The sequence below is a fragment of the Pantoea wallisii genome, from assembly GCF_002095485.1.
Lineage (GTDB): Bacteria > Pseudomonadota > Gammaproteobacteria > Enterobacterales > Enterobacteriaceae > Pantoea > Pantoea wallisii.
The window spans coordinates 1-22,167 of the sequence record NZ_MLFS01000071.1 but is presented as its reverse complement, the minus strand read 5'-3'; the positions used below and the strand labels follow the sequence as shown (position 1 = coordinate 22,167).

Annotated in this window: 16 protein-coding genes and 4 pseudogenes; 9 read left to right on the top strand and 11 right to left on the bottom strand. The window is 56.2% G+C overall.

Annotation, left to right across the window (positions count from 1 at the left end):
- Nucleotides 1-40: 40 nt before the first annotated feature.
- Both HA48_RS19370 and HA48_RS19365 read right to left on the bottom strand, forming a co-directional pair.
- Nucleotides 41-1,399, bottom strand: coding sequence for a sensor histidine kinase (locus tag HA48_RS19370; RefSeq protein WP_128602763.1), 1,359 nt, complete (start codon nt 1,397-1,399; stop codon nt 41-43).
- Nucleotides 1,396-2,054, bottom strand: a pseudogene (locus HA48_RS19365) (response regulator). Before HA48_RS19365 ends, HA48_RS19370 begins: the two are co-directional and overlap by 4 nt.
- Before the next feature lie 189 nt (nt 2,055-2,243).
- Between HA48_RS19365 and HA48_RS19360 the strand changes: the two are divergent.
- The 3 genes and pseudogenes from HA48_RS19360 (at nt 2,244) to HA48_RS19350 (ending at nt 5,007) form a co-directional block, all read left to right on the top strand.
- Nucleotides 2,244-2,612 carry a helix-turn-helix domain-containing protein gene (locus HA48_RS19360; protein WP_128602762.1) on the top strand — a complete coding sequence of 123 codons (369 nt, stop codon included), beginning with the start codon at nt 2,244-2,246 and terminating at the stop codon, nt 2,610-2,612.
- A 165-nt stretch (nt 2,613-2,777) separates the two neighbouring features.
- A complete protein-coding gene (locus tag HA48_RS19355) occupies nt 2,778-3,668 on the top strand; it encodes a LysR family transcriptional regulator (RefSeq protein WP_128602761.1) in 891 nt (296 codons plus the stop codon).
- A gap of 110 nt (nt 3,669-3,778) precedes the next feature.
- Nucleotides 3,779-5,007: pseudogene (locus tag HA48_RS19350) on the top strand (MFS transporter).
- 68 nt (nt 5,008-5,075) lie between these two features.
- Here HA48_RS19350 and HA48_RS19345 read toward each other — a convergent pair.
- Nucleotides 5,076-7,463 carry a glucose/quinate/shikimate family membrane-bound PQQ-dependent dehydrogenase gene (locus tag HA48_RS19345; RefSeq protein ID WP_128602760.1) on the bottom strand — a complete coding sequence of 796 codons (2,388 nt, stop codon included), beginning with the start codon at nt 7,461-7,463 and terminating at the stop codon, nt 5,076-5,078.
- 281 nt (nt 7,464-7,744) lie between these two features.
- Nucleotides 7,745-8,344, bottom strand: a complete 600-nt coding sequence (locus tag HA48_RS19340) for a hypothetical protein (RefSeq protein ID WP_128602759.1) — start codon at nt 8,342-8,344, stop codon at nt 7,745-7,747.
- Nucleotides 8,345-8,759: 415 nt separating this feature from the next.
- Here HA48_RS19340 and HA48_RS19335 point away from each other — a divergent pair, with 415 nt between their 5' ends.
- Together HA48_RS19335 and HA48_RS19330 are read left to right on the top strand one after the other, a co-directional pair.
- The gene (locus HA48_RS19335; protein WP_128602758.1) at nt 8,760-9,998 is read left to right on the top strand and encodes an MFS transporter; all 1,239 of its coding nucleotides are present in this window, start codon (nt 8,760-8,762) and stop codon (nt 9,996-9,998) included.
- A gap of 332 nt (nt 9,999-10,330) precedes the next feature.
- Nucleotides 10,331-11,425, top strand: a complete 1,095-nt coding sequence (locus tag HA48_RS19330) for a YncE family protein (RefSeq protein ID WP_128602757.1) — start codon at nt 10,331-10,333, stop codon at nt 11,423-11,425.
- Nucleotides 11,426-11,463: 38 nt separating this feature from the next.
- Here HA48_RS19330 and HA48_RS19325 read toward each other — a convergent pair whose 3' ends face one another.
- The 3 genes from HA48_RS19325 to HA48_RS19315 all read right to left on the bottom strand — a co-directional run bounded on the left by HA48_RS19325 (nt 11,464) and on the right by HA48_RS19315 (nt 13,756).
- On the bottom strand, nt 11,464-11,754 hold the full coding sequence (locus tag HA48_RS19325) for a DUF1330 domain-containing protein (RefSeq protein ID WP_128602756.1): 291 nt from the start codon (nt 11,752-11,754) through the stop codon (nt 11,464-11,466).
- The gene (gene yghU, locus HA48_RS19320; RefSeq protein ID WP_128602755.1) at nt 11,754-12,635 is read right to left on the bottom strand and encodes a glutathione-dependent disulfide-bond oxidoreductase; all 882 of its coding nucleotides are present in this window, start codon (nt 12,633-12,635) and stop codon (nt 11,754-11,756) included. The genes HA48_RS19325 and yghU overlap by 1 nt, the downstream gene beginning before the upstream one ends.
- A gap of 101 nt (nt 12,636-12,736) precedes the next feature.
- Nucleotides 12,737-13,756 (bottom strand): LacI family DNA-binding transcriptional regulator, encoded by a 1,020-nt coding sequence (locus HA48_RS19315; protein ID WP_128602754.1) that lies wholly within the window; start codon nt 13,754-13,756, stop codon nt 12,737-12,739.
- Nucleotides 13,757-13,856: 100 nt separating this feature from the next.
- On the opposite strand from HA48_RS19315, the gene HA48_RS19310 reads away from it, so the two are divergent.
- Nucleotides 13,857-14,867: a Gfo/Idh/MocA family oxidoreductase gene (locus HA48_RS19310; protein WP_128602753.1), complete on the top strand. Its 1,011-nt coding sequence runs from the start codon at nt 13,857-13,859 to the stop codon at nt 14,865-14,867.
- A gap of 72 nt (nt 14,868-14,939) precedes the next feature.
- On the opposite strand, the pseudogene HA48_RS19305 reads toward HA48_RS19310, so the two are convergent.
- Both HA48_RS19305 and HA48_RS19300 read right to left on the bottom strand, forming a co-directional pair.
- Nucleotides 14,940-15,823, bottom strand: a pseudogene (locus HA48_RS19305) (sugar phosphate isomerase/epimerase family protein).
- Nucleotides 15,824-15,839: 16 nt separating this feature from the next.
- Nucleotides 15,840-16,877: a Gfo/Idh/MocA family protein gene (locus HA48_RS19300; RefSeq protein ID WP_128602752.1), complete on the bottom strand. Its 1,038-nt coding sequence runs from the start codon at nt 16,875-16,877 to the stop codon at nt 15,840-15,842.
- Nucleotides 16,878-17,195: 318 nt separating this feature from the next.
- Here HA48_RS19300 and HA48_RS19295 point away from each other — a divergent pair, with 318 nt between their 5' ends.
- The 3 genes from HA48_RS19295 (at nt 17,196) to HA48_RS19285 (ending at nt 20,477) form a co-directional block, all read left to right on the top strand.
- Nucleotides 17,196-18,224: a LacI family DNA-binding transcriptional regulator gene (locus tag HA48_RS19295; RefSeq protein ID WP_128602751.1), complete on the top strand. Its 1,029-nt coding sequence runs from the start codon at nt 17,196-17,198 to the stop codon at nt 18,222-18,224.
- Between the two features lie 149 nt (nt 18,225-18,373).
- Complete coding sequence (locus HA48_RS19290) at nt 18,374-19,297, top strand: TIM barrel protein (RefSeq protein ID WP_128602750.1); 924 nt, start codon at nt 18,374-18,376, stop codon at nt 19,295-19,297.
- A gap of 10 nt (nt 19,298-19,307) precedes the next feature.
- A complete protein-coding gene (locus HA48_RS19285) occupies nt 19,308-20,477 on the top strand; it encodes a Gfo/Idh/MocA family protein (RefSeq protein ID WP_128602749.1) in 1,170 nt (389 codons plus the stop codon).
- A 57-nt stretch (nt 20,478-20,534) separates the two neighbouring features.
- On the opposite strand, the pseudogene HA48_RS19280 reads toward HA48_RS19285, so the two are convergent.
- Nucleotides 20,535-20,816, bottom strand: a pseudogene (locus tag HA48_RS19280) (LysR family transcriptional regulator); the annotation flags it as partial.
- Between the two features lie 495 nt (nt 20,817-21,311).
- A complete protein-coding gene (locus HA48_RS19275) occupies nt 21,312-21,731 on the bottom strand; it encodes a WapI family immunity protein (protein ID WP_128602748.1) in 420 nt (139 codons plus the stop codon).
- Nucleotides 21,732-22,167 lie beyond the last annotated feature (436 nt).

The following is a 22,167-nucleotide window of genomic DNA, read 5'->3' as shown; positions in this document are numbered from 1 at the left end:
CCCAGACAACGGATTTACCCACCTGCCACTCGCTCAAAAACTACGGCAGTGTCACCCGTACCTGCAATCCGCAAACCTCACCCTCCGGGTTAAAACAGTTCGACAGCGCCACCTGCATCTGATGCTTCTGCGCGACGCTGCGCACAATCGATAATCCCAAACCGCTACCCTGCGCCTGGACATCCGGCGAGCGGGTGAAGCGATCAAAAGCGCGTTCGATAAAGGACTCCGGCATGCCCGGCCCATTATCGACAATATCCACCACGGTATGATTGCCAACACGATGCAGCAGCACATCCACCATGCTGCCTTCGGGCGTATGCAGCATGGCATTGCCAATCAGGTTATCGAACAGGCTGCGCAGATCCGAGCGGCTGGCGTGCAGGCGATAGTGCGTACTGCCGTTAAAGCCGATATCAATACCGCGCTTGTCTGCAACTACCATCAGCTGTTCAATGCTCTCTTTCAGCAGATCGTCGAGCTCGATGGCTTCAACCGTAGCCACCACCGATTGATCCTCCTGGCGGGAAATATTCAGCAGCTGCGTCACCAGATGGCGCGTGCGCGTTACGCCTGCTTCCAGCTGGTCGAACTGACGGCTGGCTTCGCCTGGCTGAATGTGCTGGCGCAGGTTCTCCAGCTGTAGCGTCACGGCGGTGACCGGAGTACGCAGCTCGTGTGCGGCGTCCTCCAGGAACTGGCGCTGCGATGACCAGGCCGCGCGCAGTTTATCCAGCAGAGAGTTATACGCGGCCACCAGCGGCAGGACTTCATCCGGCAGGCCGTTTGGTGAGACGCTGTGCGGATGCAGTGTCTCCTGCGCGGCAATCTGCCGTGATGCCACACGCAAATCACGCGTAATGGTGCGTACCACCAGCCATATCACCAGCAGCGACAGCGGCATCATTAAGATCAGCGGTATGATGGCGGAGAGCACCCGTTTCACCATCAAACTCTTCATGTAGCCGATGTTATGCAGCACCTGAATATTGCCAATCTCACTGCCCAGCTCACCGGGACGGGTGTAGACGCGCCAGATGCAATCATCACCACAGTCGCCCACTTTTAAGTCCGACCAGCCCTTTTTCGCCTGCAGCGGCGCATGCAGAGCCGGCCACGAGCTGGCGCGCAGATGATTACCGGTATCCCACAGCTGAACGATATAGGTGCTCTTCAGCTTCTCCTGCTCCATCACCATCGGCATCAGTGCCGGCATACGCTGGCTGCTCGACCAGGCATCGGCGATTTTCGCCAGCTGATCGTCCTTCATGGTGCCCATCATATCGCCGTAGCAGTGGTAGAAGTACCAGGTAACACCACCGATCATGGCCAGATGCAGCAGCACCAGCGTGACCAGCAGTTTGTTGCGCAGCGAGCGCATAAAGGTAAAGGATCTCATATTGCCGGTACCCGCCAGCCGAGACCGCGCACGTTGCGGATCACTTCGTTATCCAGCTTACGGCGCATGCCATGGATCAGCACATCCACCGCATTGCTGGTGACCTCTTCGCCCCAGCCGTAGATGCGGTTTTCGAGCTGTTCACGTGAGAGAATCGCACCGGGACGCTCCAGCAGCGCATAGAGCAGGGCGTATTCGCGCGCGGTAAGCTGCTCGCGCTGGCCTTTGTACAATACTTCACGCGTCATCATATCCAGCTGCACGTCGCCGTTGCCTAACAGGGAGTCCGCCGCACCGTGGCGACGTCGGGTAATGGCTCGCATACGCGCAAGCACCTCTTGCAGATCAAAGGGTTTAAGCAGGTAGTCATCCGCACCGCTGTCGAGGCCCTGAATGCGCTGCTGCACGGTGTCGCGCGCCGTCAGCACCAGGACTGGCGTCATATCCCCGCGCGCCGGGCGCGACGCAGCACGTTGAGGCCATCCTCACGCGGCAAACCGAGATCGAGCAGGACGCAGGTATAGCCCCCTTCCGTCCACGCGTGCCCGGCAAATACGCCATCACGCACCCAATCCACCGACCAGCCTGCGGCCTCTAATGCCTGCTGCAGATTGGCGCCAATCATTTCATCATCTTCAACCAGCAGCACTCGCATAATGCCCTCCAGCTTAACTGCACGCAGTGTAGCGCCCGATTATTAGCGCAGAATTATTCTCCCGCGCCGGCTACGCGGAGCGCCGTTTCGTTGCCTTGCTAATTCTGCGCTAATTTTCTGCTAATTAAGGGATAAATTTAGCGCGCTACAGTGGCGTCACTGGACAATTTGTCGAAGCCGGAGGAAGCCATGAATCAGCGTGAATTTATCCGTAGTTTGCTTGACTGGATAGAGAACAATTTAGGACACGATCTGCATCTGGATGAAGTAGCACGCCGTTCGGGATACTCCCGCTGGCATCTGCAACGTCTGTTTCGTCAGCACACCGGTTTTTCTCTGGCAGAGTACATTCGTCAGCGCCGGTTAACGGAGTCAGCGCTCACATTGATCAACAGTGACGAAGCAATTCTGCAGGTGGCGATGAGTTATGGGTTTGATACTCAGCAGGCGTATACGCGCACCTTTAAAAACTATTTCCGCGTGACGCCTGGCCAGCTGCGCCGTCAGCGCCGTGTTGAACCGGAACGTCTGCTGTTCCCGCTCGCGGTGGCGTCATAAGCGCGTCAGGCGAGCCTGAAGGGTGACCCTGTGCCAGGTGAAGCGGACTGATATCCGGTAGGGTGCGCATTCATGCGCACCCGGAACAGCCGGAAAATGATTAATTCCGTGCGCGTTCCGGCATTTACTTTTAAGCTGCGGTTCTCTTCTCCTGAGCTTTAGAACATGGACAGCCGCGATAATCTCACCGCCATGATGCTGTTTGCACGCGTCGTTGAGCAGCAAAGTTTCAGCGAGGCGGCCCGCACGCTGGGCGTCTCCAAATCACACGTCAGCCGCGAAATCGCCCGGCTGGAAGTGCGGCTGGGAATTAAATTGCTCCAGCGCACCACGCGTAAGGTGGTGCTGACTGAACTTGGTCAGGCCTACTACCCCTTCTGCACACGTATGCTGGAGGAGCTGCACCGTGCGGATGCCTTTGTGCAGCAGGTGCATCAGCTGCCCGCCGGCAATGTGCGCTTACAGGCACCGATCACTTTCGGCTGCCAGTGTGTAGTGCCCGCGCTCAATGACTTTATCCGCCGCCATATCCATATCAATGTCGATCTTGAACTCACCACCCGCGACGATGCACAACCTGACGCCGATATCGCGATCGTCATCCGTACGCGTGCGCCGGAGGTGGCAAACTATCGCGTGCTCAGCGCTGTCGACTGGGGGCTCTACGCCACACCGGACTATCTCGCTTCACACCCTGTGATTGACCATCCCGAACGGCTGACGCGTCACGATCTCCTGCTGTTCCATGGCCCGGCGCACACCGCCGCGCTGCCGTTCCGCCGCGATAAGCAAAGGCTGGCGCTGGATGTACACAGCCGCTTTCGCGCGAACAACAGCATGGCGCTACTGAATGCCGCGCTGGCGGGCACTGGCGTCGCCTATCTGCCGGCGTATATGACGCAGGAGGCGCTGGCGCGCGGTGAGATTCAGCAGGTGCTGCCGGAGTGGCAGATGGATCGCCTTCACAGCTATCTGCTGCTGAAAGAGCAGCCGCAGCCATCCTCTCCCGTTACGCTGCTGTGTGACGCACTTATTACCGCGCTGGGTACGTCGTGATTGTTGCGTATTGGCAACAATAGGGCGCTGCCTGGCAAATATCCGCTTATCCCTGTTTTCTGTGTGGGGCCACTGTTAGCCTGCTATTAAACAACTACAGGGATATCACTATGTCATCCGCTTCAACCACGTTAGCGCCTGAGCAGCAACACTGGCGACGCAATCTGTTTGTCTGTGTGCTGGGATCATTCAGTACTATTGTGGCCATGACGCTGCTGCTGCCGTTTCTGCCCTCTACATGCAGCAGCTGGGCGTGCAGGAGCCGGCGGCCATTGCGCGCTGGTCCGGTGCAGCTTACGGCGCAACCTTTCTCAGTGCCGCGCTGACCGCGCCGCTGTGGGGCAAGCTGGCCGATCGCTACGGCCGTAAGCTGATGCTGATTCGCGCCAGCCTCGGCATGGCGATAGCTATGTCACTGATCGGTATGGCGACCGCGCCGTGGCAGCTGGTGGCGCTGCGTCTGCTGGCGGGCTTACTGGGCGGCTATGCGTCCGGCTCGACCATTCTGGTGGCGGCTCAAACGCCCAAAGAGCAAACCGGCTGGGCGCTGGGTGTGCTCTCGTCCGGCATTATGGCCGGTAATGTGGCCGGCCCGCTGCTGGGTGGCGTGCTGCCGCCGCTGATCGGTATTCGCCATACATTCTGGCTGACGGGCGCCGTCATCTTCCTCGCCTTTCTTGCCACCACGTTTCTGCTGAAAGAGGTGCCGCGCCCGGCCGGGCAACGGAGCACGCCGCGCCACAGTGAGGGTGATAAGCCGATCAACCTGCCGGTCGTGCGGCTGATGTGGCTGTCCGGGATGCTGCTGATTTTTGCCAATATGTCGATTGAGCCGATTATCACGCTCTATATCGCGCAGTTTGTGCAGGGCGAACACGCGGTGACCGTGACCGCCGGTCTGGTGATGGCGGCGGCAGCGCTGGGCAGTATTCTTTCCGCGCCGCGTCTGGGCCGGCTGGCGGACCGCATCGGACATGGCCGCGTGCTGATCTATGCGCTGCTGGCCTGTGCGCTGCTGCTCATTCCGCAGGCGTTTATCACCGCGGCCTGGCAACTGGTGCTGCTGCGTTTTCTGATGGGCATGGCGCTGGGCGGCCTGCTGCCGTGCGTAACCGCGCTGATTCGCCACCATGTGCCGCAGGGGCAGGTTGGCAGGATGTTGGGTTATTCGACGTCGGCGCAGTATGCCGGCCAGGTATCAGGCCCGCTGTTTGGCGGTTTCATCGGTGGGGCATGGGGGATGCGTCCGGTGTTTCTGGCAACATGCGTGATCATGGCGCTGTGCGCACTACTGAATGCACGGGTGTTAAAAAAGCATCAGGCCGGGCAGACGCTGTAGCGCAGACGCGGCATAAAAAAAGGCGGGCTTTATCGCCCGCCTTTGTCATCTCACCTTACGGCAAAAAGTTATTTTGTATCCGGCAGTGCATAGGCAATCACGTAATCGCCCAGCTTGGTACCAAACGAACCGTGACCACCAGCCGCGATGACAACATACTGCTTGCCATTGGCTTCATAGGTCATCGGCGTTGCCTGGCCGCCCGCTGGCAGACGCGCCTGCCACAGCAGTTCACCGGTATTGGTATCAAACGCGCGCAGGTAGTTATCTGCGGTGGCACCAATAAAGAACACGTTACCGGCCGTGGTAATCGGGCCGCCCAGCATTGGCATACCCATTTTGAACGGCAGCGGAACCGGTGCGCTATCGCGGACCGTACCGATACGTTTTTTCCACACGGTTTCGTTAGTTTTCAGGTCAACAGCTGATACATACCCCCACGCCGGTTGCTTACACGGCAGACCAAACGGAGAGAGGAACGGATTCAGCTCAACGCCATAAGGCACGCCGTACTGCGGCTGAATACCGGTTTCAGTACCTGAACCACCTTCTGCACCTTTCGGTGGCTCAATCGGGTTGCCCGGTCCACGTGGAATCAGCTTAGAGACAAACGGCAGCGCCATTGGGTTAGCAATCGCAATCTGACGATGTGGATCAACTGCGATGCCACCCCATTCGAACATGCCGAGGTTGCCCGGGAATACCAGCGTACCCTGTTCAGATGGCGGTGTGAACGGACCTTCGTAGCGCAGACGCTTGAAGATCACGCGGCACACCAGCTGATCGTACATCGTCGCGCCCCACATGTCCTTGTCCGTCAGATTGTTCTTCGGACGGAAGGTCAGTTCGGAGTACGGCTGCGTCGGTGAAACGTGGTCACCTTTGGCTGCGCCCTGCGGCACTGGCGTTTCCGGTGCCGGAACCACTGGCTTACCGGTACGACGATCCAGCACAAAAATGTTACCGGTTTTCGCCGGCGCGTAGATCACCGGAACGGTGTTACCATTTTTGTCGGTAATGTCGGCCAGTGTAGGCTGTGACGGCAGATCCATATCCCACAGGTCGTGGTGCACGGTCTGATACGACCATACCAGTTTACCGGTCGTGGCGTTCAGTGCCAGAACGCTACTCGCATAACGCTCCTGCTCTGGCGTACGGTTACCGCCCCAGATATCCGGCGTGGTGACACCCATTGGCAGGTAAACGGTATCCAGTTTCGGATCGTATACCGCAGGGGCCCACGAGTTCGGCGAGTTCATGGTAAAGGTGTGTTCATCGGCCGGAATCGCGTTTGGATCTTTCGCGCCCGGGTCGAATACCCACAGCAGTTTACCCGTGTTGATGTCAAAGCCACGGATGGCGCCTGACGGCTCGCGGGTTGAGTAGTTATCGGTCACCGCACCGGCCATCACGATAGTGGTGTCGGTAATCACCGGTGGCGATGTTGGCTCATACTGGCCCGGGGTCTGTACTGGCTGTTTGTGCTGCAGATCCAGCTCGCCGTTGTTACCAAACGCCGGGCAGCGTGCGCCGGTATCCGCGTCCAGAGCAAACAGACGACCATCGTTCACTGGCAGATAGATGCGGCGTGAGCACAGCGCAGGCTGGCTGTTTGCTGCATCCGCAGCGGCAGGCACTTCGTGGTAAGAGACGCCACGGCAGGTGACATGCTGGAAGGTAGGATTCGGCTTCAGGCCCGGATCAAACTTCCATTTCTGCTTACCGGTTGTGGCATCCAGCGCAAATAGAATCTGATGCGGAGAGCACAGATAAAGCGTGTCGCGGATTTTAATCGGTGTGACTTCGTCAGTGATTTCACCCGGATCGTTCGGGGTTTTCAGGTCGCCGGTCTGGAACTGCCATGCAACCTGCAACTCTTTAACGTTACCGGTGTTGATCTGCTTCAGCGGCGAGAAACGCGTGCCTTGCTGATCGCGCGCATAAGCTGGCCAGTCGCCATCAGCAATATTGCTGAGCGGCTGAGCCTGCTGAGTGTTAGCCGCCTCTGGCAGGGTGCCATTCAGCTCCTGCGGATCGTGGAAAACGGCCCACGCCAGCACCAGTCCGCTGGCAACCAGCGCCACAGCCATAGCGCTCAGTGCGCCTTTACCGGCATGATTCAGACCGCGATAGACAAACGGCAGAATAAGCCAGATGCCGAAGATGACCAGTACATCGGTACGCGGTGCCAGCGCCCAGAAGTCGAAACCAACTTCCCAGACGCCCCACACCAGCGTGGCCAGCAGCAGCAGGGCATACAGCAGTAACGCGGCACCACTACGGCGCCACAGCAGAACAGCGGTGATCAACATCATCACACCGCCAATAACGTAGTACCAGGAACCTCCAATGGCGGCTAACCAAATGCCGCCAACCAGCATAAACGCGCCTGTCAGCAGTGCGAACAGCACCGTGATAAAGCGGATTACGCCAAAAGATGAGGAAGCTTTCCCCATAATATTGACCTCTTTCTTTGCCATAAACTTTAAGGAAACAACGCATTAGGTTGCTGCCCGATATAGAGTACCAAGCGATGAAAAATGTTCAGGAATTGCTCTTCCGTGATGCTCAATGATCCATTTCGTTAAATTTTATCTTAAAAACGTTAAGCGGTTTGATTTTTTTAGCGCTTTGCTCTCATGTAGGGGGAGTAGTGCGACATTTTATGAGGGGATTCTGGCGTCAGGCTGAGTGAAATCGGGCCATAACGCCGAAGAGCGGAATTTTGTGTAACCGGTTACCCTTCTAATAGCTGGCTGCTGGTACGCTGTTGCTGCCAGCCAGTCAGCTGCAGATCACTATAACTGTGTTCCGGCAAAGCCAGCTGTGGCGTACGTAATATTATCTCTGCTTCTCTTTCACGCAGCGAAGCAAGCAGAAAAGGAAAGCTAAACTTGAGATAATTATCACTGAAGAATTCATCGGTAAGGACAATACCGTCAAACGGGAAATCAGCCATATTTTTCCACTCCATCCCCGGTGGCGCAATGTCATAAAGCCAGAAGGAGAAGTGTTGTGCTGCATCGCGCAAAACCGTACCACCCTGCTGTAAGCTGGCGTAATTGATCGCCAGACGCACATTCTCCTTTTGCAGCACGGAATAATTTTCGATGCATTGCAAAACATGCGTCAGGGTATTTCCTGTTACTGGAACAACTATTAAATCTGCGGGTTTTGGTAATTGGTCCTGTAGCGAAATTATGTCGCTGTCATTAACACAACGGTTATCCCTTTGTGCAGAAAGCATAAAGGGCGCTGAATGACAGACACCGATCAACGTTCCATCGAAGCGACGGATACGCTCAGTAACATAAGGACTGATTAAACTGTTTTCCATTTATCTCTGCGAATAAATTAATGAGCTGAAACGTCTTAAATTATTATAAGGACGGACAAAGCGCTGCGGTAACGCGCCCAATATAGATCGTTTTACCGGATGAAATCATCTTTTTTAGCTGTTTCTGATAGAGAGATATAGCCAGTGATGATGAACTTAATTAACGATTTACAGGTACATTTGGAATGATTCGTCTATTTCAGATAAAAATAATCAGTCTGCTAATATTCAGAACTCAAACTTTAAGATGAAATAAGATAACTCGCTGTTTTTAAAGCGCACAGCTAGCCATTGCCGGGGGCGTAAAGATGTCGCACTCTGTGGCGTGAAAAAGATAAGGAGAGCCGCTATTCGGCTTTTCATCAGGCCGGTGCCATGACGCCAGCCGTTTTACGTTTCAGGATGGGATAAAACTATGGGTTCACCGCTCTCCGCCGCTGACGATTCGTTGCTGCGGCACAGGTCGTTTGTCGCCTTCTGGCTGGCGCGCACCTGTTCATCGTTTGGTTTTCAAATGTTCTCCGTGGCCGTTAGCTGGCAAATCTATGCGCTGACGCACAGCGCACTGGCGCTCGGCATGATCGGTCTGATGCAGTTTCTGCCATCTGTCTTACTGGCGCTACCGGCCGGACACTTGGCCGATCAACACGATCGCCGGCGCATTGTATTGATCGGCCAGATCATTGAGTGGATTGCACTGCTGGGGCTGGTAGCGCTGACGCTGCTGCACTGGGCCGGACGCGTCGAAATCTGGGGGCTGGTATTTCTAATCTCCGTGGCGAAAGCGCTGGAGTGGCCTGCTATCACCTCGATGCTGCCGGCCCTGGTGCCGCCGCCGATTCTGGCGCGCGCTATGGCGGCCAGTTCGGTGGGCGGGCAGGCGGCGGTGATTATCGGTCCGACGCTGGGCGGCCTGCTATATGTTGCCGGACCGGAAGTCGTCTACGGCGTTTCGGCACTGTTCTATCTGTTTTCCATTGTGCTGGTCAGCCGTCTGCGCTATGTGCGTCCGCCGCAGACCCGTATGCCCATGAACCTGACCAATATGTTTGCTGGCGTGCGTTTCATTCGCGAACGGAAAGATGTGCTGGGCGTAATTTCGCTCGATCTGTTTGCCGTATTGCTGGGCGGCGCAACCGCGCTACTGCCTATCTTTGCTCAGGACATTCTGCATACCGGCCCGTGGGGCCTGGGCATGCTGCGCGGCGCGCCCTCGGTGGGTGCGCTGGTGGTGGGCATCTGGCTGAGCCGGCACAAGCTGGAGAAGAACGTTGGCATGATCATGTTCGGTTCGGTAGCCGGATTTGGTCTGGCCACGCTGGTGTTCGCTCTTTCAACGCAGCTGTGGCTCTCGCTGGTAGCGCTGGCGGCGCTGGGTGGTTTCGATATGGTGAGTATGGTCATACGCGGTGCCCTGGTGCAGCTGGATACGCCGGATGAGATGCGCGGCCGCGTTAACGCAGTGAATGCCATCTTTATCAATACCTCGAATCAGCTTGGCGAATTTGAATCGGGCCTGCTGGCGGCGTGGCTGGGCGCGATGCCGGCTGTCGCACTGGGCGGCATTGGCACGCTGGTGGTGGTCGCTATCTGGATGACTCTCTTCCCGCATTTACGTAAACGACAGAAGCTGGAGAACGAAACTGTCGTTTAAGCGCTGGCCGGGCTCATGAGAGGTTAAGCCCGGCCATTTCCCGCATGCTCAGGGTAGGTAGATTTGATTGCCATTGATCAATAACGGCTATTGGTGTGCATTTACTTACAAGATACCTGCCGTTTAACCTATAGATTGCCTGTATTGCAGCCACCGGGTTGATCTCATTCACCGGTAGGGAGAGGACGATCTGTGGGGGGCAGCGCGGTAGGGGTAACAGGCTCTTAAATATCAGTTACGTTTACTCACCGCCATGTAATGCGTATGATTCTCATTCCTTTTCACCCTGTGTCGCGACAACCCTACGCGCGCGATGCACACCGGAGATAAGCATGAACTCAAGATTGCGTCCGCGCGCTACGGCACTGGCTTTGGTGCTTATTAGCGCCCTGAGCCTGACGGCTTGCCAGGCCCCCGTAAAAAACACCGCGGCAGCGGCTGAGCCTGCCGCGCAACCGGCAGCGACCCCTGTGCAGCAGCGTGAAGTGGGTGACGGGCTGTATGAGATGGCCTGGGTTGCCGGCAATCCGGCGTCGCTGTATGTCGCCAGTGCGCAGACGTTTAAAACCTCCAACGGCGGCGTCATCTATCGCCTTGATGCCAATACCTTAGTCACGCTGGGTACCACGCATACCGATCTGAAAAACTTCGGGATGACCGCGTCACCGGATGGCAGCGTACTGTATGTCACCAATACGCTGGACGGTGGGGTAACAAAGGTGGATGCGAAAAGCGGCAAGGTGCTGCAGCGTCTGCTGTTCGGGCTGAAGAACGATAAAGGGAATCCGGTCGGCGCGCGTGAGATCATGCTGCATGACGGCCTGCTGTACATCGGGGCGATAGAGAATCCGGCAATGATTTGGGTAGTGGACGCCAACACGCTGAAGCTGAAAACCACCATTAAAAACGCCGGCAAGTGGGTGACCGGGCTACTCTACTCTGATGTTACTCATCGTATCTACGCAGCTAACGGCAACGGTGAAATTCTGGTGATTAATCCGCGCAGCCATAAGATCGAACAGCGCTGGACCGTCGGCGACGGTAAAGAGTATCTGCTGCTGAATCTGGCTGAAGACGCGGCCAACGGCCGTCTGTTCGTTACGGATAATTCAAAAGGTAAAACCACGCTGGTATTTGATGAGCACAGCGGCAAGCTGATTAAACGGCTGGAGGTCGGCGATTCGCTTGGCATTAAATTCAATGCGCAACGTAATGAGCTCTATATCAGTCAGCGCCTCGGTGGCAAAGTCCTGCAGCTGGATGCCACCACCTATGCAGTGAAAAATAGCTGGACGCTACCAACGCATCCAAACAGTTTGCTGGTCTCGCCCGATGGACAGACGCTGTACGTGACGGTAAAACAGGGGCTGAATAAAGATCGCTCGCCGCAGGGGCCGGATAGCGTGGTACGTATTAAACTCAACTGATAGCCGGTACGGGCGGCCCGTATGGACCGCCCGATGCATTACGCGACGCCGTTCACCAGCAGTACGCGGTAGTTGGCACCTTTCAGGCGATGCGCTTTGGCTTCCTGATAGGCCGGGCTGTCATACCAGGCTTTTGCGGCCTCGCGGTCAGGGAACTCCAGCACGACCACGCCTTCGGCATCACGGCCCTCCAGCACTTCCAGGTCACCATAGAACGCCAGGGGCTTAATCGGGTGATCGCCCCGCGCCTGACCGGCTTTTTCGGCGTAAATCGCCAGCTCATCCTGATCCAGGGTTTCGTCTTTAATGAATACGATATAGACCGCCATTATTGCTCGCCTCGTGCCTGTCGTTTGTCTTCGGTGTTAGTGTCAAAATCGGATGCGTCGTGACGCTCCAGCAGCTGATCCTGCGGTTCGGCGCCAAACGCTTTGTTAACTTTACGGCCGCGAATCACCGCCGGACGTTCAGCAATCTCGCTGGCCCAGCGCACAACATTTTTGTATGACTGCGCATCCAGGAACTCACCGCCGCCATAAATATTGTTTAGCACCAGATTGCCGTACCACGGCCAGGTGGCGATATCGGCGATGGTGTACTCATCGCCGGCGAGGAAACGGTGGTTGGCCAGTTGGCGATCCAGCACATCAAGCTGGCGCTTCGCCTCCAGCGTAAAGCGGTTGATCGCGTATTCGATTTTTTCCGGTGCGTAGAAATAGAAGTGACCATAGCCACCGCCCAGATAGGGCGCTGAACCCTGCAGCCAGAACAGCCAGTTGAGGGTCTCCGTGCGTCCAGCCACGTCGGTGGGAATAAAGTGGCCAAACTTCTCTGCCAGATACAGCAGAATATTGCCGGATTCAAACACGCGCAGCGGCGGCGTTACGGAGTGATCGCTCAGCGCCGGGATTTTTGAGTTCGGGTTAATATCAACAAACCCGCTGGAGAACTGATCGCCATCGCCAATGCGAATCAACCACGCATCGTATTCCGCTTCTTTCGCCCCAACGGCCAGCAGCTCCTCCAGCAGAATCGTCACTTTCTGGCCATTGGGTGTGCCCAGCGAGTAGAGCTGCAGTGGATGTTTGCCAACGGGCAGGGTTTTCTCGTGCGTCGGCCCGGCGAAAGGACGGTTGGTTTTCGCCCCGTTACCTTTGGCTTCCGGGTCCCAGGTCCAGACTTTTGCGGGCTGATACTGATTATCCGACATAGTGATTGCGCCTTGTTGTTGTGGTGTTTTTGCTGCTACTGAGTGTAGCAGCGAGATCCATAGGCGATTTAACCGCGCTGGCGGTGCGATGCAAAGTCGGTTTATGCAACGTTCTCTTGCGTAAACAGCATAAAGTCCACTTTACCTGGCGAATAGGTCTCTGGCAGCTCGCCCTCTTCAAGGTGACGCAACAGCAGCGTCAGCGCCAGCTGGGCATGGCGCAGAGTGTTTTGATCGAGCGTTAGCGTCAACACGCGTTTTTCCAGCAGCCGGCGCGTGGTGTTGTAGAGCTCATGCGTGACATACACCACTTTGCCGCCGAGCCGGTGACGCGCCAGCGCTTCATCGATTTGCGTATTGCCCATGCCGGTATTGTAGAGGCCGACAATGTGCTGCGATCCGGCAAGCGTTTTCTCCAGCAGCCGGCTGATGCGTTCACGCTCATCCTGCCCGGCAAGGATCTCGCGCAGCCGCAGCTGAGGAAAGCGCTCTGCCAGCACCGCCTGGAAGCCTTCAATGCGCTGGCGATGCGCCGAGTAATCAGCCCGTCCGCTAACCAGCACCACATCGCCCGTGCCGGCGATCATGCTGCCAAGCATCAGTCCGGCGGTACGTCCGGCCCGGTATTGATCGATCCCCACGTGGCACAAACGCGCCGCGCCGGGCAGATCGGTGACCAGCGTAATAACCGGCACGCCCCGCGCCTTGCAGGCGGCCAGCGCCTCATAAATCAGCGGGTTCTCATGCGCGAAGACGATCAGCGCATCCATCTTTTTACTGCTGGCTTCAATATGCGCGGCCAGCTTCTCCGGGGCGCTTTCCGGGATCAGCGTACGGTGCAGACGCAGGCGGCGATAGCCAATCTCATCGGCCAGCCGGGCAAAGTCCTGCGCCAGCTGCTGAAAGAAGAAGGAGCCGTTACCGCTGAGCAGCACCTCTACCTGCCACGAATGGCGGTGCTCTTCCGGCAAAATGCGTTTTAATCCGGCCTCTCGCGCGGCCTGCAGGATCTTTTTCGTCATGGCGGGAGAGACGCCGCCACGGTCATTGAGCACCCGGTCAACCGTCGCGACACCAACGCCTACGCGCTTTGCCAGTTCGGCCAGCGTCATTGCTTTCATCTGAGTGAATTCCATCAAAAACCGCGTTCAGACAGCCTGCCAGAAAGCGATATTTTGACAAGACCGGTTATTCTGAAGTGTGAGCAAAAGGAGCGTTAAAATGCGGACTCCGCAACGTTTTGCCTTGATTGGCTGTGGCTTTATTGGCCAGGTGCACGCCGCGAACCTGGCGGCGCACCCTGGCGTGACGCTGGCACAGGTGTGCGACATTGATATGTCACGCGCGGAAGCGGTGGCACAGCAGTATGCGGCCCGGGCCGCCAGCGTAGAGCAGGTGCTGAAGAGCGATGCCATTGATGCGGTACTGATTGCCAGTGCGACGCCAACGCACGCGGCCTTACTGGAGCAGGCAGTGCAGGCGGGTAAGGCCGTGTACTGCGAAAAACCGATCGATTTGTCGCTGCAGCGGGCGCGGGATGTCGTGGAGACGATCTCGCCGCTGCAGGTGCCGGTGACGGTGGGCTTCAACCGCCGCTTCGATCACAGCCACCAGCAGCTGAAAGCGCAGCTAAAACAGGGCGTAATTGGGCAAACCGAGCTGATTCAGATGGTGTGCCGCGCCTCTGAATTGCCGCCGCTCAGCTATCTGCAGGCGTCCGGCGGCCAGATGCGTGACCAGGCGATCCACTTTTTCGATCTGCTGCGCTGGCTGACGGAGGATGAGGTCAACACCGTTGGCGCACTGGGCGCCGCCCTGGCCATGCCGGAGATCCGCGATTTTGATGTGGATACGTCGGTACTGATTATGCGTCTGCAGCAGGGCGCGCTGGCGCAGCTGGATAACACCCGTCGTACGGCTTACGGCTACGACGAGCGCATCAGCGTGATGGGCAGTGCCGGTATGCTGGCATCGGAGAGCCAGGCGGTGCGCGGCGCTACGCTGTATCAGGGGGCGGGCATTACTCAGCCGGGGCTCTACAGCGACTGGTTTAGCCGGGTCAAAGAGACCTACTACACGCATCTGGATGCCTTTGTGCGCCATCTTGGTGGTGAACAGGTTGAGGGATTGCCAGGGTTGATTGATGGACTGCGTGCGCAGGCGATCGCCGACGCGGCGCAGCTTTCGCTGACGCGCGGCGAATTTGTTGAGGTTGAGTGGGTTAAAATTTGACGGGATATTGATCGCATCATCATGCGCTTCTCCGCTTGCGTGCAGGGAGAAGCGCAGAGCCGGGCACAGCCCTTACAGATTCAGCAATTCACGCTCGATCAACTCACGCGTCTCAACCGCCTGATACTTCATCTTCTCCGGGTAGCCAAACAGGGCGGCGGAGATGATCGATTCGCCGCCGACCTTATAGGTACGGTTCGCAAAATCCATCTCACGCAGCGCTTCAAACAGCGCATCAAAGTTCACTTCGCCTTCACCCACGGCTACATGCTGGTGGATGGTCGCATCCACGCCTGGCGGGTTCACGATATAGCGGCAGTGTTTAGTGTGGTTCATGGTATCGGCGATCAGCATGTGGGAGAGATCGTCACCGGCGTAGTGCAGCATGCTCTTCACATCGCCTTTACCTTTGTCGTAGTAGAAGGTGTGCGGCGCGCTGTAAATGTACTTCACGTTATCGCTGCGGAACGACTTCACGATATCCGCTGTTTCGTTGCTCTCTTCGCAGAAATCCCACGGATGCGCCTGGATTTCGACGCGGATCCCTTCACGTTCGATAATCGGCAGCAGCTCCTCCATGGAGCGGTAAAACATCTCTTCGCAGATTTCCGGCTCATTCGGATTGCCGACAGCTCGGTATTGATCACCTGCACGCCCATCTCAACTGAGATCTCGATCATGCGCTTCCAGTTCTTCACGGCGGCCTGACGACGCAGCTCATCCGGACCGGACCAGCGGTAGACGGTAATAAAGGATGATATTTCCACGCCCGTGGCGTTCAGCGCATTTTTGTATTCGCGCATGATTTCACGGCTGGCTTTCGGGTGCTTATAGAACGGATTGATCTGCGGGTGTGGCGACTGCTCAATGTACTTATAGCCCCACTCCGCGACCTGATGCACCATACGGGTGATACCGAGATCCCTGATCACATCTACATCAAAAGCAATTTTCATTTTGTTCTCCTGAGCATTAAGCCGGGCGCTCTTCATTAAATACCACACCGATCTGTTTTCTCACCTCATCCATCGCCGCCAGCGTTGCCAGTGAGGCAGAGAGCGGCCGGAGCGGCGATTCAGACAGGCCCTGATGGATGCACCAGGCGGTGTGATCAATTTCATGACTGAGCTGAATATAGCGGTTGTTGGGTTCTTCCCAGTGCAGCGTGTGGCGGCCATCGCTGGAGGTCAGACGGAAATGGCCTGGCGCATAGAACTGGCCGTCGAGGTACAGCGTGGCATCACGCCCGGCAATCACTGCTGTGCCCGGCGTGTTGCTAAAGAGCGTGGTGTTCAGTACCGAATGCATCCCGCTGTGGTGCGTCATCAGCATGGAGGTTTGCCCGTTAACGCCGCCCGGTGCAGGCTGGCCTTTCGCGCTAATGCTCTCTGGCGCACCGCCCACCATCACGCTGAAGCTGACCAGATAGCTGCCGAGATCGAGCATCGGGCCGCCAGCCAGATCCGGATTGAAAATGCGATGATCGGGCGTGAAGTGCTCACCATGATCGGCGATAAGCGTGTGAATATCGCCCAGCGCGCCATCGTCAAGCAACTGCCGAATCACATCATATTTAGGGGCAAAATCGCACCACATCGCTTCGATGCAGAGACGCTGTTGCTGCTGCGCCTCCTGCTGTAGCTGAAGAGCCTGCTGCGCGTTCAGCGCCAGCGGCTTCTCGATCAGGACATGCTTGCCGGCGCGCAGCGTGCGCAGGCCATCAGGAAAGTGATGGTTGTGCGGCGTGGCAATATAGACCACATCGATGTCATCACGCGCCAGCAAGGCATCGATGCCGACGACCGCGTGAGGGATCTCCCACTTGCGGGCAAACGCCTGGGCTTTATCCAGGCTGCGTGACGAAACGGCGACCAGCTGCTGACGAGTGTGATGGTGCAACGCATTGGCGAAGTGGTCGGCAATCCAGCCGGGACCAACAATCCCCCAGCGCAGCGCGGGAATCTGATTTTCAGGATGACGGCGGGGTGCGGGTAGGGTTGCAGGGAACATATCATCTCCGTTGTTATTTGTACCTGTGTAACCGGAACTCGGCCATTTACTATAGAAAGACCCAATCCCACCCTCTATTTCTTTACTGATGCAAAACCATCAGCCCTCACGACACGGCGGGCACAGCAATATCAAATTTTCATTCTGTAATAAATGAAAATGAAAAAAATGTTTTTATCACTGCGAGGGCGATCAAAAAGTGAGAGCTAGTCTTGCAAAAAATGAGAGGGAAGGAGAGTTACAGCAAAGTGTTATTCGCCTTTTTCGGCTGCTTCAGGCACTCTTTTTGATAGCTAGCTATCAAATCAGGACAGGCGCATGAGCAAAATCACGATGACGGCAATTGCTGAGGCGGCAGGCGTGGGTGTCGCCACGGTAGACCGCGTACTGAACCGGCGCGCGCCGGTACGGGCGGTTACCGAGCAGAAAGTGCTGGAAGCCGCGCGCCGGCTCGGCTATCGCAACGGGCATCCGCAACTAATGGCGGGCATGGAGGGAGCCAGCGACGTGAAGTTGCGGACAGGATTTGTGCTGCTCTCTAAACACTACTCGTTCTATCAATCCCTGGGAGACGCGCTGCACCAGCAAATGCTGCCGCTGCATCCGGCCGGTAGTGAGCCGCTGTTTTGCTGGCACGATATTGACGATGTTGCGGCCGTGGTCTCTTCACTCCATGCGCTGGCGGAGAAGGTGGACATGATTGGCATGGTGGCGCTGGATCACCCCTTAATTCGCCATGCCATTGCGCGCATTTCGCAGCAGGGCGTGCGCGTCTATGCGCTGTTCTCGGACTTTTCACCCTGCGGACATGCGGGCTATTTTGGACTGGATAATCAGAAAGCCGGACGCAGCGCCGGATGGCTCGCCGATCGTCTGCTGCAGCAACCCGGGTCGGTTGGGGTGCTGGTGGGCGATCATCGCTTTACCTGCCAGGAGAGTTGCGAAATCAGCTTTCGCTCTTATCTGCGTGAGCAGGATAGCGCGCGGCGCGTGCTGGAACCGTTAAAGACCCATGAGTCCATCGAAGGGGGATATCAGGCTACGCGCCAGCTGCTGGATCAGCATGACGAACTGGCGCTGATCTATGCGCCCTGCGGCGGCGTTGAAGGGGTGATTCAGGCGCTGCGCGAACAGCCGCAGCGCAAGGTGGCGCTTATCTGCCATGGGCCGGTTAGCGACGGGGAGCTGGCGCTGATTGATGGCACTCTTACGGTAATGATACGCCACCAGATTGCAGATATGGCACAGCAGCTGGCGCGGACCCTGGTGCAGCATCACAGCGGGCAGGGCGATCGTTTCGCGCGGGTGATTCTGCCGTTTGACATTGTGATAAGGGAAAATCTCTGACGACGGCAAAGTATGGATAATTTGATAGTAATCTATCAAAATATTGATATGAAATAATATGATCGTTATCAAAGAATGAAATTTTCATCGTTGTTACTGATGAAATTTTCGTTTGATACTGACAGCCTCTGTCACCGTAAGGAACGATCATGACCATTCATATTGCGAACGCGCCCTGCAGCTGGGGCGTGGATGACCCCGGCAACCCCTTTCTGCCACCCTGGCAAAAAGTCCTGCGCGAAGCGGCGCAGGCCGGTTACCAAAGTATCGAACTCGGGCCATGGGGATATTTACCGGTCGCGGCCACCGAACTTCGTCAGCAGCTTGAAGCTCACGGCTTATCGCTGGTGGCGGGCACCATCTTTGACGATCTGGTGAGCGAGGCCAATTTTCCAAAGATGGTTGAGCTGACGCACAACATCTGTCGCACCCTGTCGCAGGTGCCTGCCGCCAGCAAAACCCATAGGGATAATTACCCCGCGCCTTACCTGGTGATCATTGATTTTGGTGATCCGGTGCGCGCGCAGTGTGCCGGCCAGCCCGATCGTGCGCCACGCCTGGCAGCGGATGCCTGGCAGCGCATGATGCAACACATCACCCAACTCAGCCGCATTGCCCGCGATGAGTATGGCGTGCGTGCCGTGATTCATCCGCACGCAGGCGGCTGTATCGAATTCGCGGATGAGCTGGAGCAGCTGGTGCAGGATATTCCGCACGACGTCGCCGGCCTGTGCCTGGATACCGGCCATCTCTACTACTCCGGCATGGACCCGCTTACCTTGCTTAATCGCTACTGGCAGCGCATCGATTATCTGCATTTTAAAGATATTAACCATGAGGTCTGGCGCGATGTGCTTGCGCGCGGCAGCGATTTTTTTGCCGCCTGCGCTGAAGGTGTAATGTGCCCGCTGGGAATCGGAGCCATCGACTATCCGGCGTTGCGCGCTTTTCTGGCGGAGCGCCACTATCAGGGCTGGATCACCATTGAGCAGGAGCGCGATCCGCGCAACGCTGATACCAGCCTGCGTGATGTCACCGCCAGCCTGCACTATCTGCAGTCGGTTGGCTTCTGAGGAGAAGGGTATGATTAATGGTATCAAAGTTAACGATCGCGCACTGCGCTGGGGCATGGTGGGTGGCGGCGGCACCAGCCAGATCGGCTATATCCATCGCTCTGCGGCACTGCGCGACGGCAACTTTCTGCTGCAGGCGGGTGCGTTCGATATTGATGCGGCGCGCGGGCGCGCGTTTGGCGTTGCGCTGGGTCTCGATCCCGCACGCTGCTATGGCGATTATGAAACGATGTTTGCTGCTGAAGCAGCACGCGCCGAGGGTATTGAAGCGGTGTCGATCGCTACGCCGAACAATACGCACTTTGCGATCTGCCGGGCGGCGCTAAATGCCGGGCTGCATGTGGTGTGTGAAAAGCCCCTGTGCTTTACGGTTGCGGAGGCGCACGAACTTGAGCAGCTCTGTGCAGAGAAGCAGAAAATTATCGGCGTCACCTACGGCTATGCGGGCCACCAGCTGATTCAGCAAGCGCGCGAGATGATTGCTGAAGGGCTGCTGGGTGAGATTCGTATCGTCAATATGCAGTTCGCGCATGGCTTCCATCACAATGCGGTGGAGCAGCAGAGTGCCAGCACAAAATGGCGCGTCGATCCGCGCTTTGTCGGGCCGAGCTATGTGCTGGGCGATCTGGCCACCCATCCGCTGTTTATTGCCGAAACCATGCTGCCGCAGCTGAAGATCAAACGCCTGCTCTGCAGCCGGCAGAGCTTTGTGAAATCACGCGCGCCGCTGGAGGATAACGCCTTTGTGATGATGGAGTATGACAACGGCGCAGTCGGCACGCTGTGGGCCTCGGCGGTTAACTGCGGCTCCATGCACGGACAGAAGATCCGCATTATCGGTGATAAAGCCAGCCTGGAGTGGTGGGATGAGCAGCCGAATCAGCTGCGCTATGAAGTGCAGGGCGAGCCGGTGCAGATACTGGAGCGCGGCATGGGGTATCTGCATCCCGGCGCACTGGCCGACGATCGCATTGGCGGTGGCCACACGGAAGGGCTGTTTGACGCCTGGTCGAATCTGTACCGCCGCTTTGCGCTGGCGATGGCGGCGACCGACCGGGGAGACAGGGACTTTCTGAAGACGTTCTGGTATCCGGACGTACATGCCGGCTTGATGGGGGTACGCTGGGTGGAGCAGTGCGTGCAGTCTGCGGATGCGGGAGCGATCTGGGTGAACTGCTGAGCGGGACTGGCGGCCCTGCGGGTCGCTATGCCGAAATCTAAGGTAAGCCAGCGGTCATGCGGCATTGCCACTTTGCATGGCGCCAATCCGATCAATCGCGCTCTGTGCCTGCTCACACTGCCACAAGATTGTTAACGCATGACGGTAAAGCGTTCTACCCGCTTCGGTTGGCGTAACACCCCGTTTAGTCCGGATCAGCAGTTGCTGATTCACTTCGCCCTCCAGCGTAGCCAGTTGCTGGCTCAGGGCGGGCTGCGCAATGTGCAAGCAGTTAGCAGCCTGCGTCAGACTACCAACATCAACGATTTTGACGAAATATTTGAGACGACGAAGATTCACACCAATTTCCTCAGATGGCACGCCAGGCGCGGCAAAGTGCGTAATAACTGCATCCATAAGTAACACTTTTTTAACATCGACTTGCGTGGCAGGACGTGACCGCTGGCGCATTTTTACCTTACCGCGTCACGTTTTATCAAAAGTGTGCAGGTGGTCGCATGGGCACTGTTAAACAAAAAAATTTTTATAGTTTAAACTGATAATCCTGCCTGGTATTTATAATGGGAATATTATTAATATAAAAAAGTTTAGCCACAAAAACATTGCCGTTTCACTAATGAAATCAGTCCTGCATCAGCCTGATGACGTCCAGCGCAGGGCGATGTTCGATTCAGTCGTCATTGACTCAGAAACAAATTATGTATTCCACTGTTAGCGTTCATGCCGGCGCTTTGGTTAACTTTATCCGGTACGGGTATTGCTTATATGATTTGACCTGTTTAAGGACGGGCAGTTATGCAATTAAACAGGCCCGGCATGTTTGTCACACCGCGTTTAATTAGTCAGTATTGACTCGATTCCTTGTATAAGAGCAGGGAAATACGACTGGTCAATAGTGATGCTTCCTGTCAGCTTCCAGCCCTCATATACATCAGGGGTTGCAGAAAAAGTAAACTCTACATAATCACTTTCCTGGAAAATATTTAATTCACAAGTGAAGGCGGGGACTCTTGGCGCGAAGCTTACCGGCTTAGGCCTTCCGGTTTTGTTAAGTGCTGAATAAAAGTGCGTTATTTTGTCTTTCAGACTTTCAAGGTCGAAAATTGTCAGTTCACACTGGTATCGAAGGTTAATACCGCAACCTGTTATTTCCAGCCAGCACATGATCAGATCCAGCCTGCGGTCTTCAGGCTCTTCAATTCTTTCAATAAATGAGAGGCGAAATAACGTATCTCCATTTTTTATTTCAAACATTTTAGTTTCCGTTATTTAGTCGATATGAAAGTGTGTGATGGTCCAGTCCTTCTCTTTGACCAAAACGTGTAGAGTATACTCTTTATGGATGTACTCAATTTGAGTACCCTTCACGATTTTTTTCAAACGTGACGAGCCCTCGTCTTCCCTATGACTCAGCAATACTGTCTGTTAAACCCGTGGCGATTTACCTTCCCTGATCAGAAGGGAAGCGATGACACCAGATTCTTAAGACCGGATGCAGCCTTGTGATGAAGAATCCTTTAGCCATAACCCATGACGGGAATAGTGTGTATTGGCGATGTAAGGCATGGCAGGTAACGTCACAGTGATTGGAGTAATGGATAACTATCCGAAGGAAATACTCAACCTTGATGGCTGAATCAGGGCTGTGACATCAGTCGTCAACGTGACCAGAAATCTACCTGAACGGCAG